General features: G+C 39.5%; 12 protein-coding genes. 6 read left to right on the forward strand and 6 right to left on the reverse strand.

The features are described from left to right. The first annotated feature begins 8 nt into the window (after nucleotides 1-8). The 5 genes from J8L86_RS04780 (at nucleotide 9) to J8L86_RS04800 (ending at nucleotide 9,030) form a co-directional block, all read left to right on the forward strand. Nucleotides 9-1,211, forward strand: a complete 1,203-nt coding sequence (locus J8L86_RS04780) for a hypothetical protein (RefSeq protein ID WP_065107852.1) — start codon at nucleotides 9-11, stop codon at nucleotides 1,209-1,211. An 11-nt stretch (nucleotides 1,212-1,222) separates the two neighbouring features. Beyond that, the gene (locus J8L86_RS04785; protein WP_065107851.1) at nucleotides 1,223-1,618 is read left to right on the forward strand and encodes a phosphate ABC transporter substrate-binding protein; all 396 of its coding nucleotides are present in this window, start codon (nucleotides 1,223-1,225) and stop codon (nucleotides 1,616-1,618) included. A gap of 263 nt (nucleotides 1,619-1,881) precedes the next feature. After that, nucleotides 1,882-4,062, forward strand: a complete 2,181-nt coding sequence (locus tag J8L86_RS04790; RefSeq protein ID WP_065107850.1) for a M3 family metallopeptidase — start codon at nucleotides 1,882-1,884, stop codon at nucleotides 4,060-4,062. Nucleotides 4,063-4,355: 293 nt separating this feature from the next. Next, complete coding sequence (locus J8L86_RS04795; protein WP_211029003.1) at nucleotides 4,356-6,434, forward strand: bifunctional 2',3'-cyclic-nucleotide 2'-phosphodiesterase/3'-nucleotidase; 2,079 nt, start codon at nucleotides 4,356-4,358, stop codon at nucleotides 6,432-6,434. 526 nt (nucleotides 6,435-6,960) lie between these two features. Further along, a complete protein-coding gene (locus tag J8L86_RS04800; protein ID WP_211029005.1) occupies nucleotides 6,961-9,030 on the forward strand; it encodes a bifunctional 2',3'-cyclic-nucleotide 2'-phosphodiesterase/3'-nucleotidase in 2,070 nt (689 codons plus the stop codon). A 92-nt stretch (nucleotides 9,031-9,122) separates the two neighbouring features. Here the strand turns inward: J8L86_RS04800 and J8L86_RS04805 are convergent, their stop codons facing one another. Both J8L86_RS04805 and cobB read right to left on the reverse strand, forming a co-directional pair. After that, nucleotides 9,123-9,581, reverse strand: coding sequence for an ATP-binding protein (locus tag J8L86_RS04805; RefSeq protein WP_211029014.1), 459 nt, complete (start codon nucleotides 9,579-9,581; stop codon nucleotides 9,123-9,125). A 36-nt stretch (nucleotides 9,582-9,617) separates the two neighbouring features. Further along, nucleotides 9,618-10,376 (reverse strand): Sir2 family NAD+-dependent deacetylase, encoded by a 759-nt coding sequence (cobB, locus tag J8L86_RS04810; RefSeq protein WP_055023350.1) that lies wholly within the window; start codon nucleotides 10,374-10,376, stop codon nucleotides 9,618-9,620. Nucleotides 10,377-10,700: 324 nt separating this feature from the next. Between cobB and fur the strand changes: the two genes are divergently transcribed. Further along, entirely contained in the window at nucleotides 10,701-11,132 is a 432-nt protein-coding gene (gene fur, locus J8L86_RS04815; RefSeq protein WP_055023351.1) for a ferric iron uptake transcriptional regulator, read from the forward strand. A gap of 81 nt (nucleotides 11,133-11,213) precedes the next feature. On the opposite strand, the gene J8L86_RS04820 is transcribed toward fur, so the two are convergent. The 4 genes from J8L86_RS04820 to sucC all read right to left on the reverse strand — a co-directional run bounded on the left by J8L86_RS04820 (nucleotide 11,214) and on the right by sucC (nucleotide 15,054). Next, nucleotides 11,214-12,137 (reverse strand): hypothetical protein, encoded by a 924-nt coding sequence (locus J8L86_RS04820; protein WP_211029016.1) that lies wholly within the window; start codon nucleotides 12,135-12,137, stop codon nucleotides 11,214-11,216. 158 nt (nucleotides 12,138-12,295) lie between these two features. Then, nucleotides 12,296-12,796 (reverse strand): GNAT family N-acetyltransferase, encoded by a 501-nt coding sequence (locus tag J8L86_RS04825; protein WP_211029170.1) that lies wholly within the window; start codon nucleotides 12,794-12,796, stop codon nucleotides 12,296-12,298. Between the two features lie 219 nt (nucleotides 12,797-13,015). After that, nucleotides 13,016-13,888 carry a succinate--CoA ligase subunit alpha gene (gene sucD, locus J8L86_RS04830; protein ID WP_055023354.1) on the reverse strand — a complete coding sequence of 291 codons (873 nt, stop codon included), beginning with the start codon at nucleotides 13,886-13,888 and terminating at the stop codon, nucleotides 13,016-13,018. Then, entirely contained in the window at nucleotides 13,888-15,054 is a 1,167-nt protein-coding gene (sucC, locus tag J8L86_RS04835) for an ADP-forming succinate--CoA ligase subunit beta (protein ID WP_065107845.1), read from the reverse strand. Before sucC ends, sucD begins: the two co-directional genes overlap by 1 nt. Nucleotides 15,055-15,065 lie beyond the last annotated feature (11 nt).

Genomic DNA, 15,065 nt, shown 5'->3' on the forward strand with positions numbered 1-15,065 from the left:
GTTACACCATGAAATTCAACTTGAAAGCGCTACCCTTAGCTATTTCTGTTGCAATGCTTCCTGCCTATGTCGCAGCTGAAGAAACAAGTGAAGAGAAAATTGCCAAGCTTGAACAACAAGTGCAATCACTTCAAGCAAGCCAAAATGCAAGCTTAACAGAACGTTTTAGCTTCAATGGCTTCATGACTGGTGCATATATCAGCTCTGACAATAACACAGGTTATGCAGGTGCGACTACCTCTGCTAACTTCGATGACGGCAGTAAATTTGGTCTTCAAGGTACCTTTGCCATTACAGATCAAACTCAAGCCGTAATGCAGCTTATGATGAAAGGCAGCAACGATTGGGAAGTAGAAGCTGAGTGGGCTTATATCTCACACCGTTTTGAAAATGGCCTTCAGGCTCGTGCTGGTAAACTTCGTGTACCTTTATTTATGTACTCTGATTACTTAGACGTGGGTTACGCACAGCCATTCGTACGTCCACCTTCAGAAGTTTATGATGCGGTTCCTTTCACATCTTACACCGGCGGTGATGCAAGTTATGATATTGAGTTTGATGACTCAACATTAACAATTCAAGCTTTTGGTGGTCAGTCTGAAGACTCAGGTATTGATATCGGAAATATTTTCGGCGCCAATGTTAACTGGACTGATTTAACATGGACTTTGCGGGCGGTTTACGGTCAAGCAACTCTTGATGGCACAGTCACACGACAAATGTCAGTAGACGGTGGAACAGACCCTTCAACAGGTTTACCAATTTCTATTGACGTTACTGTTGATATTCTAGACATTAATGATGCTACAGGTACATTCGTAGGTCTAGGCGGAAGCTATGACAACGGCTCTTTCTTAGCCATTGCTGAATGGACTCGTATCGAAACTGATGAAGAGTACCCAGATTCTGACGCAGGTTATGTCACTTTAGGTTACCGTATCAATGCATTTACACCTTATGTGACTGCATCTTATTACGAAACTAAAGATAATGACGTAAGAACTAATCCTGTTCACGCTGCAATTTTTAACGGCGAGCGCACAGCATACAGTGCAGGTGTTCGTTGGGATGCTATGGATAACTTAGCCCTTAAGTTTGACGTAACCCATGCCACTGACTTCGGTGACACCTCTGGCGGTTTTGATACCAACATAGCCCAAGAGTTTGATGACACTACAGTGTACACAGTTCAGTTCGACGTTGTATTTTAAGGAGCGATAAAATGAAAAAAATCCTATCTATTTTAGCGCTTAGCGTGTGTTCAGTTATGTCAGCTCAAGCAGCAGTTGTCGTCATTGGTGCACCTGGAGCGGCAGATATTAGCGCATCAGATGCTAAAAAATTATTTTTAGGTAAAGGCTCGAAATCTGCAGTGGTTTATGAACTTGCTGAAGGTAATGCAACACGTTCAGAGTTTCATGGTGCTGTCACAGGCAAATCCGATTCACAACTGAAAGCATTCTGGTCAAAGCAGGTATTTACTGGTAAAGGAAACCCACCAGCAACAGTAAATGATGCCGCGGCGATGAAGTCAGCAGTAGCTTCAAACCCTAATGCGATTGGCTACATTGATGAAGCTGATGTCGATGGCAGCGTAAAAGTGATTTTAAAGCCATAAAAACGACATAACATCATAGTCTTAAATTAAGTTTTAGTGATTGTGTTTTAAGCATTTCATACTCCCCCCTTCAATTGAAATGCTAGAGGGATCTGATAAACATCAGGTCCCTTTATTTTTTGTTACAAACTAAAACAAGATTACGACCAAAACTTGATAAACTAGTCACAAATCATAATGTAATAATGATAAACAGAAGCTTAAACCGACCATTCGATTAAAAGCTCATTTTTAACCATTCTTATGCAAACAGGGAAATAACTATGAAGGGACTAACCCTCAAACCGCTTGTTTCAGCTATGGCACTCACAGTCATGTTAAGTGCTTGTGCCAATGACAATGTACAAACCAACACGACACAAGCACCAAATGTCGTGGCTAGCAATATCATCGAGCAAAATGCTAACAACCCATTCTTTAAACCATACGGTACTTTTATGGAAATCCCTGATTTCGATAAAATAAAAGATGAACATTACTTACCGGGCTTTAAAGCAGGTATCGCCGCTCAAAAAGCTGAAATAGCCGCTATTGTTGCGAATCCAGAAAAACCAACATTTGAAAATACCATCGAAGCAATGGAGTTCTCAGGTGAATTAGTAACAAAAGTTGCTAGTGTTTTCTATAACCTTACTGGCGCGCATACAAACCCAGCGATTCAAGAAATTTCAAAAGAAGTGTCACCAATGCTATCAGCAGCAAGCGATGACATTTTATTAAATGATGAGTTGTTTAAGCGTGTTAAAGCCGTTTATTTACAAAAAGACAGCTTAAACCTCAATACAGCTAAAGCTAAATTGCTTGAAGACACCTACAAACGTTTTACCCGTGGCGGTGCTAACTTATCAGCTGAAGACAAAGCCACATTACGTTCACTAAATGAGCAAATTGGTAAGCTTAATCTTGAGTTTGGCGATAACTTATTAGCTGAAACCAATGCTTTTGAGCTAATTATTGATAACAAAGCTGATTTAGCAGGTTTACCACAAGATATTATTGATAGTGCTGCTGCGACAGCCACTAAACGTGGCCATGATGGTAAATGGGTTTTCACAACGCAACGCCCTTCTATCACGCCATTTTTAACCTATGCAGAAAACCGTGAGCTGCGTGAAACAATATTTAAAGGTTATATCGAACGCGCTAATAACGACAACGCGAATGACAACAAAAAAACCTTAGCGAAAATTGCTTCATTACGTGCAGAAAAAGCTGAATTAATGGGGTACAAAACCCACGCTGATTTTGTACTAGAAGAGCGCACAGCTAAAACACCTGAAAATGTATATGGATTATTAGACAAAGTTTGGCCAGCAGCACTTGCTCAAGCAAATGCTGAAGTTGTCGAAATGCAAAAGCTCATTGACTCACAAGGTGGCGACTTCAAATTAGAAGCGTGGGATTGGTGGTATTACTCAGATCAAATCCGTGTTGCTAAATACAGTTTCAATGAACAACAAACACGTCCATACTTCTCGCTTGAAGCAACCTTAGATGGCGTATTTTATACAGCCAACCGTCTATTTGGCATCACAGTGAAAGAACGTACTGATTTACCAAAATATCACCCAGATGTTAGAACATGGGAAGTCTATGATAAAGATGGTTCATTCTTAGCTGTATTTATGGGTGATTACTACGTACGTGACAGTAAACGTGGTGGCGCCTGGATGAACTCATACCGCCAGCAATACAACATGAATGGCGTTGAATCAAAGCCTATCATTGTAAACGTACTGAACTACCCTCGCCCAACGGGTGATGAGCCAGCACTGCTAACGTTTGACGAAGCAAGCACCTTATTCCACGAGTTCGGCCATGCACTACACGGGATTTTGTCTGACGTAGAATATCGCTCACAAGCTGGTACATCAGTACCACGTGACTATGTTGAATTCCCATCACAAGTCATGGAAAACTGGATGACCCAACCTGAAGTATTAGCGCAATTTGCTAAGCACTATCAAACAGGCGAAGTTATCCCGCAAGAATTAGTCAAAAAAATCCAAGCAGCAAGTAAATTTAACCAAGGTTTTGCGACAGTTGAATATATGGCCGCAACAAAACTGGATTTAGATTGGCACACATTAACTGATAACACTGTACGTGATGCAGCAAAATTTGAAGCTGAATCATTAGCCAATATGGGGCTGATTAAAGAAATTGCTCCACGTTACCGTAGTACGTATTTCTCGCACATTTTCGCGGGTGGCTACTCAGCGGGTTACTACAGTTACCTTTGGTCAGATATCTTAGGCGCAGATGCATTTGAAGCGTTTAAAGAAAATGGTATTTTCGACCCAGCAACGGCACAAGCCTTCAGAGATAATATTCTGTCTAAAGGTGGTAGCGCCGATCCTATGCAACTTTACCGTCAATTCCGTGGTAAAGATGCGGGTATTGAGCCATTGTTAAGAAGCCGTGGTTTATTAGAAGATAAGTAATTTATCTCAACCTTTAAAAGGCGCTTCGGCGCCTTTTTTATTGTCTTAATTATTTTTCTTTTAACCCTGCCTGCAACATTAAATCCTGAAATGCTTTAAAAATAAGAGTAATAACCTAATGAAATAGACGTTTGTACGTTCAATCGACATAGTTAATTTTATTTTGGCTAAATTATCATTCTGTAATTAACTTTGTATATAATTCCTAGCGATTAAAAAGAATACAAAAATGTGATTAATCAACATAATAAGAGCACTAAAAGCATGCTCTGGGGTCAAGTAAGAGAAAAACTATGTTAAATAAAACCTGTTTAGCCATTGTTATCGCCAGTTCACTAACGCTGGGTGGATGCAACTCATCTGATGAAATTAAATCAGCTGTAGAAGTCGAATTGCGCATCATGGAAACCAGTGATCTCCATGCCAATATCATGGATTACAATTATTATACGAGCCGAGTCGATAACACCATTGGCTTAGCAAGAACCGCTTCCTTGATAAAACAAGCACGCCTTGAAGTTAAAAACAGTGTGTTAGTCGATAACGGTGACTTACTCCAAGGCAGCCCTATGGGGGATTATATTGCGCATACTTTCCAAGCAAATAATCAACTAATCGATACTCACCCAGCTTATAAAGCCATGAATACTCTCGACTATGCTGTGGGTAATATTGGTAATCATGAGTTTAACTATGGTTTAGACTTTTTAGATCAAGCAACAGCAGCGGCCAACTTTCCATACATAAGCGCCAATGTTTATTGTGAGATTGATAATTGCTTTAGAGACGTCAAAGCTGGTGAACCTTTATTTAAGCCTTATATCATTACAGAACAAGAAGCTATAGATAATCAGGGCGCTAAGCACACCATCAAAATAGGCTACATAGGTTTTGTACCACCACAAATTAAAGTATGGGATAAACAAAATTTAGACGGCAAAGTTATCGCAAAAGGCATTGTTGAATCAGCAGAGCGTTACGTACCTAAAATGAAAGCTCAAGGCGCAGACGTCATTATCGCGATTCCACACTCAGGCATTGGCTCATCAGAAAACCCAGGTGACATGAATGCTGAAAACGCCACTTGGGCATTAACCACGGTTGCAGGCATTGATGCCATCATGTTTGGTCACAGCCACTCTGTTTTCCCAAGTGCACAGTTTTCTGATGTCGCTAAAGTCAATATTGAAACAGGCACGATTAATGGTGTCGCCGCTGTGATGCCAGGCCGTTGGGGAGATAATTTAGGTATTATCGATTTAACATTACGCCAAGAGGAAGGTAAATGGCGAGTATCCAACAGCTTGTCACAGGCTCGCCCTATTTTTATAAAAGAGACCGATAAAGTAGCAGGGTTCTCTGTCAATCCAGACAAAGAAATCCATACAAAGGTTGCTCCAGACCATCAAGCCACACTCGACTATGTTAATGCCCCAATAGGCAAATCATCTGCGGATATGTATAGCTTCCTCTCGCTTGTTCAAGATGATCCTACTGTGCAAATTGTGTCGAATGCCCAAATAGATGCAGTCACTAGAGCCGCAGCAAAAATTGATACATTAAAACACCTTCCTGTTTTATCCGCAGCTGCGCCATTTAAAGCGGGCGGGCGTCATCGTACAAGTTCTGATGCTGACAGTTATGTACAAGTAGCAGCGGGAGAATTGTCATACAAAAATGCTGCCGACTTATACCTTTATCCCAATACCCTAGTTGCGGTAAAAGTAACAGGTAAACAAGTTAAAGATTGGTTAGAGTGTAGTGCAAATCAGTTCAATCAAATTGATCCAAATTCCGCAGCAAGCCAAAGTTTAATTAATTGGGAAACTCATCGAACATATAACTTTGATGTCATTGATGGCGTTAACTACAAAATTGATGTGACTCAACCTAATAAATTTGATGGTGATTGCGCTATGGTCAATGCTGATGCAAATCGAATTGTTGAGTTAAGTTACACAGATGATTTTGGCACTATTTTTAAAGGCGAAGAGTTTGCAAATAAAAGCTTTCTTGTCGCGACCAATAACTTCCGCGCATTTGGTAATAAGTTTGCCGGCACTGGCGCTGATTATATCGCGATGGAACTACCAGATACTAACAGAGAAGCCTTAACTCAATACATTACACAATTATCAGAGCTCAATGGTGAAGTGGATCCTAGCGCTAATAACAACTGGCAATTCAAAACAATTGAATCAAGCACTAAGCTTGATATTCGCTTTGAAACTCAAGACTCCCCTTTAGCAGATACATTTATAAAACAGAACCAGCAGCGACCTATGACCAAACTTGAAGCTGATAATATAGTTTCTGGTTTCGCGATTTATAGTATCGACTTAAGTATCGACTTAAGTATCGACTTAAATTAATGCGTCAATAATATGTCAACAATACTTGATGACATTTTGGCTAAAAACTATAAAAATCTGCTTAATCAATAGTTTAATGTCAATATTCATACGAACGACTTTTGAGTGCCTAAGTAGTATTTAAACAAGGCGCGATAATAAAATTTCCAAGATAAACCCACAGGCTAACGGCAATGCTCCTATACATCAGGAGCATTGTCATCAACCCTTTTCCATTACTTCATCACTCAAACACGCCCTCTTATTTAACACCAATTGCGATTAGCAAGGTAATTAAGTGAACACTCAAGTTTAAAACACTAAAAAAATGCTAAATATCTACCACAAACTTCAACCGTTAACACAACCGCAGCTTAAATAACTTATCCTTACATTATCGTTCCTAGATCACAACACAGTGATTTATTTTATATACAATCTTTATTGATTAATTTACATTTCATCTCTGTAAATTGCTCACAACAATATGGAGCAAAAGAATAATAAGCTCCGGGGTCAGAAAAAAGCGTTTAAAAGAGAGACTATTATGTTGAACAAAAAGCTTTTAGCAGTTGTTATTGCGGGTGCATTAGGTATTACTGGTTGTAGCTCATCAGATGACGATGTTAAAACCATTGAAGTTGATTTGCGTATCATGGAAACCAGCGATATCCATGCCAATATCATGGATTATAATTACTATAGTGGTCAAACCGATAAAACTATCGGTTTAGCCCGCACTGCAGCACTAATTCATGAAGCACGTACTGAAGTCACTAATAGTGTGTTAGTCGATAATGGTGATTTACTTCAAGGCAGCCCTATGGGCGATTATATTGCTCATGAATTTAAATCGACTAACCAATTAGCCGATACTCACCCAGCTTATAAAGCAATGAATACTTTAAATTATGAAGTGGGTAACATAGGTAATCATGAATTTAACTACGGTTTAGATTTTTTAGATCAGGCCACAGCAGAATCAAACTTTCCTTATATCAGTGCCAACGTCTATTGTGAAGTTGATGATTGCTTCAGAGACGTTAAAGCAGGTGAACCATTGTTTGACCCCTTCATCATTAAAGATCAACTTGTCGTTGATAAAAATGGTGACGAGCATACGATTCAAATTGGTTACATTGGATTCGTTCCGCCACAAATCAAAATTTGGGACAAACAAAACCTTGACGGCAAAGTCATTGCACGCGGCATCGTTGAATCAGCAGAGCGTTACGTACCTCAAATGAAGGCCGCTGGAGCAGACGTTATTATCGCGATTCCACATTCAGGTATTGGCTCATCAGAAAACCCAAGTGACATGAATGCAGAAAATGCAACGTGGGCATTAACCACTGTTGAGGGTATTGATGCCATCATGTTTGGCCACAGTCACTCTGTATTTCCAAGCTCTCAGTTTGCTGACGTTGAAAATGTTGATTTAGACAAAGGTACCATTAATGGTGTTGCAGCGGTCATGCCTGGCCGCTGGGGAGATAATTTAGGTGTAGTCGATTTAACGCTAACCCAAGAAGATGGTGCTTGGACTGTAGTCAACAGCCAATCTGATGCTCGGCCAATTTTTATAAAAGCGACTGATACCACAGAAGAATTCGCTGTTGAGCCTGATGCAGATATACACGCTATGGTTGAAATTGAACATAACGCCACCCTTGATTATGTGAATGCGCCAATCGGTAAATCATCTACCGACATGTACAGCTTCCTCTCGCTTGTTCAAGATGATCCAACCGTGCAAATCGTATCAAATGCCCAAATTGACGCTGTAGCTGAAGCAGCCTCAAAGGTTGATGCTCTAAAAGGCATTCCAGTTTTATCAGCATCTGCACCGTTTAAAGCCGGTGGGCGTCACAGTACAACATCTGATGCTGACAGTTATGTGCAAGTCCCTGCTGGGGATTTAACTTATAAGAATGCCGCAGATCTTTATCTTTATCCAAATACCATGGTCGCAGTTAAAGTAACAGGCGCTGAAGTTAAAGATTGGCTTGAGTGCAGTGCGAATCAATTTAATCAAATTGATCCTACTTCTACTGCCGCTCAAAACTTAATTAACTGGGATACTCATAGAACATATAACTATGATGTTATCGACGGCGTTAACTATAAGATAGATGTGACTCAGCCTAATAAATTTGACGGTGATTGCGCAGTAGTCAATGCTGATGCAAGTCGTATTGTTGATTTAAGCTATACAGACGCTGATGGCATGACATTTACAGGGGATGAACTAGCAAGTAAAGAATTTATTATTGCTTCGAATAACTACCGAGCATTTGGTGGTAAATTTGCTGGTACGGGAGCTGAATTTGTTGTAATGGAGCTACCAGATACTAACCGCGAGGCGTTAGCTCAATATATTTCTGAAGAATCAGAGACTCATGGCGAAGTTGACCCAAGTGCGGATAATAATTGGGACTTTGTTACTATCGACACTGCTACTACACTTGATATTCGCTTTGAAACTCAAGACAGTGCAATCGCCGATAAGTTTGTTGAAGACTATCAAGTGCGCCCAATGACAAAACGAACTGACTTAACTGATGAGTTTGGGTTTGCAATTTACAATATTGATTTGCAAACGCCTGTATCTAACTAAATAAGAATCAGTTTATTAACCTAATTACCTGTAAAGTTAATTACTTCTGCTAACTAAAAAGGCGCATAATGCGCCTTTTTTCTCATTAAAACTTAATCAAGTTCAAACAACCTCGCCATTGTTTTGATATGGTTCAGTGGCACTTTATGTGTATTTCTTTGAGCACACAAAGCTTGGTGCTGACTATCTTTAGGATCACCGATAACTACGACACGAACTTGATACCCTAGGGCTTTAGCAGCAGCCTCGTAAGCCATATATTCCCATTTTGCCACATTGGTATTATCACATATGACTAATGGTTCATTGCTTGCCAACGCATTGATAAATGCCGTTAAATTAGCCTGATGATATTGGCTTAATAACTTAGGATTAAATAGATACTGACCTTCTTGCTCAAAGTATTTATCCGTTGAAAAATATCCATATTGTTTTACATGTAATGCGGTATCAATACCCTGGTTTGTTAAAAATTCATTCACCCAGTATGACTTACCACTACCAGGTAAACCTCGCATGATAATGGCTAACTTTATATTGGTTTGATTCATTAATTCTTATTTCGAAAGTGACATACGTCTAAATACTTAAGCCGATAAAGCATTGGCTAATTGTTCATTGAATGATGGGTTACCTACAACTTCGCCTGCTAAAATAGTTTCTACTAATTGCGGCACAATATCCCCTGCTTTTCCAGTCAAATGATATTGAAACTGACTGTGTCGATCTGGCTTCGCCAGATTAACCTCAACGGTTTGTGCGCCATGATGATTTGCACTATCGACAAAACCTGCTGCAGGATAGACAGTACCAGAAGTACCTATTGCAATGAATAAGTCACAGTTGTCCAGTGCATCATGGATTCTGTCCATGCCAAAAGGCATTTCACCAAACCATACGATGTGAGGACGTAAACGTTTAGCTGGAATACAACAGGTGCAGCAATTATCTTCACTAAATGGTTCGCGTAACACGAACGTTTGCTGCGATTGAGGGCAACGGCCTTTGTTTAATTCTCCATGCATATGTAATAAACGTTTAGAACCAGCACGCTCATGCAAATCATCCACATTTTGTGTAATAACAAGTAGCTTGCCAGAAAACTCCGCTTCAAGTTTTGCTAAAGCAACATGGGCTGGATTGACCGTAATTTCATCACTGTTAAGGTTATCCCAACGACTATTATAAAAGCGTTCCACTAAATCAATATCTCGAGCATAGCCTTCTGGTGTGGCGACATCTTCAATATGATGCTGCTCCCACAACCCATCTTGATCTCGGAAGGTTTTTATCCCCGACTCAGCTGAAATTCCTGCGCCAGTTAAGACTACAATCTGCCGATACATATTGATTTCCTTATTGTTATAATATGAAGCAACTCAATCACTAGCTTAGCAAAAGATCACTGTAAATTTTATATTGCTAATCATGAGTAAAATACTAACCCTATAGTGATATAAATGCTGCAAACTCACAATAATCCCTTAGTATAAGTAAGACTATTGTGTATTTTTTAACTAAAATGAGCTGCTTATTTAGTAGATAACAGAAAAATCTAGTTATATTGTCGATTAACCTTCAACAAAGGTTCCAGTTTCTGATTTCAACACATATAATAAACTTAACTATCCACGGATGAACCTTTAGGTTCTGCAATCAAGAGATTAGCAATGACAGATGGAAATCAAGCACTCAAAAAAGCAGGTTTAAAAATTACACTGCCACGAGTTAAAATCCTAGAATTAATGCAAGCCCCTGAAAATCAACATATCAGTGCTGAAGATTTATACAAAAAATTGCTCGATGTTGGTGAAGAAATTGGCTTAGCAACTGTCTACCGTGTATTAAACCAATTTGACGATGCAGGTATTTTAAACCGTCATCATTTTGAAAGCGGCAAAGCAGTTTTTGAAATGTCAACTCAAAAACATCATGATCACCTTGTTTGTTTAACATGTGACAAAGTTATTGAGTTCTCTGATGAAGTTATTGAGCGTCGTCAGGACGAAATCGCTATGCGCCACAATATCAAACTGACGCACCATAGTTTATATCTCTATGGTCACTGCACAAATGATACCTGTGATCATGCAGACGAATAGTATTTATTGTTTTAGTTAATTGACTTTAACAAATAAAAAGCCAGCATTAAGCTGGCTTTTTTTATCGCTAAAATGACTCGACTAAAATCGACCATTCACTCCAATACTATAAGAGAAACCATCAATATCAGAATCCAGCTCTTTTGCTGCGGTAAACACCGCTGCCATTGTGTCAGTTATAGGTAAATAATAATCGGTGCTTAATAACCAGCTGTCATACTCACTTTCATCAAAATCATAAAAATATGAAGCACCTACAGACCAAGAATTAGTGACATACCAATCCGCTTCCACTAAAGCGGTAGAATTACTATCGCTATAGGAACCACCACTATCACTAATGTCAGGGTCGTTAAACACTGAATCTACGGTGTAATCACTGTAAGTATATCGACCACTTAAATACAAACCTTCAGTCCAATCAAATTGAACGTAAGTATCAGCACCTAAAGTAATACTATCTTGCTCAGTATCAGACTTTCTAAAAGATGATGATTCACTGATATCATAGCCCCCTGAACTACGAATATACTCAATATAAAAAGAACTAGATGGATTGAAATAGTACCCAAGCGTTACACCATAATTATCATTTTCGAAACTAGAGTCGGCTTCAAAATTAGAATATTGTGCTTTGATAAACCATTTTGAATCAAACACATATTCACCAGAAATATTGTATTGGTCAAAATCATTCCCAATTCCTGAGTAAAACCCGCCTATATTTGACACCTGACCAAGATAGCCTGATAGCAAATAAGGGATTTTATTGTCATTTATCGACGAGAAATAATAGCGGTAATCGAGTTTAAAGGTTCCGTCTGAACTTGATTCTGTTTGATCAAAATATGTCACTGTGCCGTCATGTTGGTAATCATCATCTGCCATCACTAATGTAGATAAAGAAGAAGAAAATGCGGTGAGAATGGCTAAATATAAACCTTTTTGAATCATATTTGTTCCTTGTTTAAATAACAAGAAAGAGCCATAGAAGATAATATCCATATCTTTATTCCTACATCGCAATGTTGCGATCGACTCTTTCCTTAGAGTTTTTGGGGGATACTTCTAAGGCAAAGATAGAAATAACAATATCTACCTTTACTTAGAAGACTATAAACTAACGAAGTATAAATTAAATTGCAATCAGATAGGTTGATAATTTATAGCATTCTTTGATACACCTGTACCTTATGGCCTTTGTATATGTTTTGTTCATACAACGACATGCCATTGTTTACTGCAACTTTTTCGGAGCCTACGTTTCCATGTAAGATGAGCGCAATAACTTCATCAATATCAAACATTGGCTTAAGGGTATTCATTACCGCTTTTGCTGCTTCTGTACCAATTCCCTGCCCCCAATATTCTGGAAGAAAGCGATATCCCAGTTCCACTTTATCGTATTCGGGAATGTATTTAGGCCCACAAAAACCAATCACTTTTTTATCTTCTTTATGGTACACCGCCCAGCGTCCAAAACCTTTATCGTTATAGTCTGCTTGTATCACCTCTTTGAAAACTTGTTCAGCCTCTAATAGGCTTTTTAAGGGCGATTGTGGGATGTAAGTCAGCACATCAGGGTTACTATTCATTAATAAAATAGCTTCTATATCGTGCTGATTAAATGGACGAATGAGTAGACGATCTGTTTCTGCAATCACAGCGGGGATCACGGGCGTTATATGAGACACGATTATCCTTAACCTTTATTATTCTGAATTGTTGTGGGCTAACTACATGTTTAACTTTAGTAAAATAACCTTATCAAGATTTGACTATTTATCAATAACCACATGATAAAATGAATAATATTTCATCATCAACCGTTTGTTGCCCAACAAAAAAGGCGCCGAAGCGCCTTTTATATCACTTGCTAGTATTTACCAGCCAGTTTTAGTACGTAACGCTTTACCGATATCAGCTAAAGAGCGAACTGTGCTTACGCCAGCAGCTTCTAGTGCAGCAAATTTATCTTCTGCAGTACCTTTACCACCAGCGATAATTGCGCCAGCATGACCCATACGCTTACCTTCTGGTGCTGTAACACCAGCAATGTAAGACACAACAGGTTTAGTAACATTAGCTTTGATGTATTCAGCCGCTTCTTCTTCAGCAGTACCACCAATTTCACCAATCATTACAATTGCTTCAGTTTGTGGATCGTTTTGGAACATTTCCAATACGTCAATGAAGTTAGTACCAGGAATTGGGTCACCACCAATACCAACACAAGTTGATTGGCCGAAACCTTCGTCAGTAGTTTGCTTAACCGCTTCGTACGTTAATGTACCAGAGCGTGAAACAATCCCGACTTTACCAGGCTTGTGGATATGACCAGGCATGATACCAATCTTACATTCACCAGGAGTGATAACACCTGGACAGTTAGGACCGATCATGCGAACGCCAGTTTCTTCAAGCTTAACTTTAACTTGAAGCATATCTAACGTAGGGATACCTTCTGTGATACAAACGATTAGCTCGATGCCACCGTCAATTGCTTCAAAGATAGCATCTTTACAGAAAGGAGCTGGTACATAGATTACAGTAGCAGTCGCGCCTGTTTCAGCAACAGCATCTTTAACAGTGTTAAAGACTGGCAGACCTAAATGAACTTGACCGCCTTTTCCTGGAGAAACACCGCCAACCATTTTAGTACCGTAAGCAATTGCTTGCTCAGAATGGAAAGTACCTTGACCGCCAGTGAAACCTTGACAGATAACTTTAGTATCTTTGTTAATTAATACAGACATTATTTGCCCTCCGCAGCTTTAACAACTTGCTCAGCTGCGTCAGTTAAACTGGTAGCTGCAATGATATCAAGATCTGAGTTAGCTAAAACTTCACGACCTAATTCAGCGTTAGTACCTTCAAGACGAACAACAACTGGTACTTCAACACCCACTTCTTTAACAGCGCCGATAATACCTTCTGCGATCATGTCACAACGAACGATACCACCAAAGATGTTCACTAGAACGGCTTTAACATTTGAATCAGAAAGAATGATTTTAAATGCTTCAGCAACACGTTCTTTGGTTGCTCCACCGCCCACGTCTAAGAAGTTAGCTGGCTTGCCGCCGTGTAGGTTTACGATATCCATAGTACCCATTGCTAGGCCTGCACCGTTAACCATACAACCAACATTACCGTCTAGTGCAACGTAGTTAAGTTCAAACTTAGCTGCGTGTGCTTCACGAGCATCATCTTGTGATGGATCGTGCATTTCACGGATTTTAGGTTGACGGAACAATGCATTACCATCGATACCAATTTTGCCATCAAGACAGTGAATGTTGCCTTCGTCAGTGATAACAAGTGGGTTGATTTCAAGTAAAGCGAAATCATGGTCTTCGAACATTTTAGCTAAGCCCATGAACACTTTAGTGAACTGCTTCATTTGAGTTGGGTTTAAACCTAACTTGAAGCCAAGATCACGTGCTTGGTATGGTTGTGGGCCCGCTAGTGGATCGATGATTGCTTTGTGAATTAACTCAGGCGTTTCTTCAGCAACAGTTTCAATCTCAACACCACCTTCAGTTGATGCCATGAAAACAACACGACGTGTTGCACGGTCAACTACAGCACCAAGGTATAATTCGTTTGCGATATCAGTACAGCTTTCTACTAAGATTTTAGCAACTGGCTGACCTTTTTCGTCAGTTTGATAAGTGACTAAGTTCTTACCTAACCAGTTTTCAGCAAATGCTCTGATTTCTTCTTTATCGCCGGTAACTTTAACGCCACCTGCTTTACCACGGCCGCCAGCGTGTACTTGACACTTAACAACCCACATATCACCGCCAATGTGACCAGCAGCTTCTACCGCTTCTTGGGCTGTATCGCAAGCGAAGCCTTCAGAAACTGGTAAACCATATTCGGCAAATAAGGATTTTGCCTGATACTCATGCAAATTCATGATGATCTATC

This window comes from Shewanella sp. MMG014, assembly GCF_018100775.1.
Taxonomy (GTDB): domain Bacteria; phylum Pseudomonadota; class Gammaproteobacteria; order Enterobacterales; family Shewanellaceae; genus Shewanella; species Shewanella japonica.

What these genes read in the sequence shown, in the direction of transcription:
- J8L86_RS04780 (WP_065107852.1), top strand. Translation starts at nt 9, where the DNA reads ATGAAATTCAACTTGAAAGCGCTACCCTTAGCTATTTCTGTTGCAATG.
- J8L86_RS04785 (WP_065107851.1), top strand. Translation starts at nt 1,223, where the DNA reads ATGAAAAAAATCCTATCTATTTTAGCGCTTAGCGTGTGTTCAGTTATG.
- J8L86_RS04790 (WP_065107850.1), top strand. Translation starts at nt 1,882, where the DNA reads ATGAAGGGACTAACCCTCAAACCGCTTGTTTCAGCTATGGCACTCACA.
- J8L86_RS04795 (WP_211029003.1), top strand. Translation starts at nt 4,356, where the DNA reads ATGTTAAATAAAACCTGTTTAGCCATTGTTATCGCCAGTTCACTAACG.
- J8L86_RS04800 (WP_211029005.1), top strand. Translation starts at nt 6,961, where the DNA reads ATGTTGAACAAAAAGCTTTTAGCAGTTGTTATTGCGGGTGCATTAGGT.
- J8L86_RS04805 (WP_211029014.1), bottom strand. Translation starts at nt 9,581, where the DNA reads ATGAATCAAACCAATATAAAGTTAGCCATTATCATGCGAGGTTTACCT.
- cobB (WP_055023350.1), bottom strand. Translation starts at nt 10,376, where the DNA reads ATGTATCGGCAGATTGTAGTCTTAACTGGCGCAGGAATTTCAGCTGAG.
- fur (WP_055023351.1), top strand. Translation starts at nt 10,701, where the DNA reads ATGACAGATGGAAATCAAGCACTCAAAAAAGCAGGTTTAAAAATTACA.
- J8L86_RS04820 (WP_211029016.1), bottom strand. Translation starts at nt 12,137, where the DNA reads ATGGATATTATCTTCTATGGCTCTTTCTTGTTATTTAAACAAGGAACA.
- sucD (WP_055023354.1), bottom strand. Translation starts at nt 13,888, where the DNA reads ATGTCTGTATTAATTAACAAAGATACTAAAGTTATCTGTCAAGGTTTC.
- sucC (WP_065107845.1), bottom strand. Translation starts at nt 15,054, where the DNA reads ATGAATTTGCATGAGTATCAGGCAAAATCCTTATTTGCCGAATATGGT.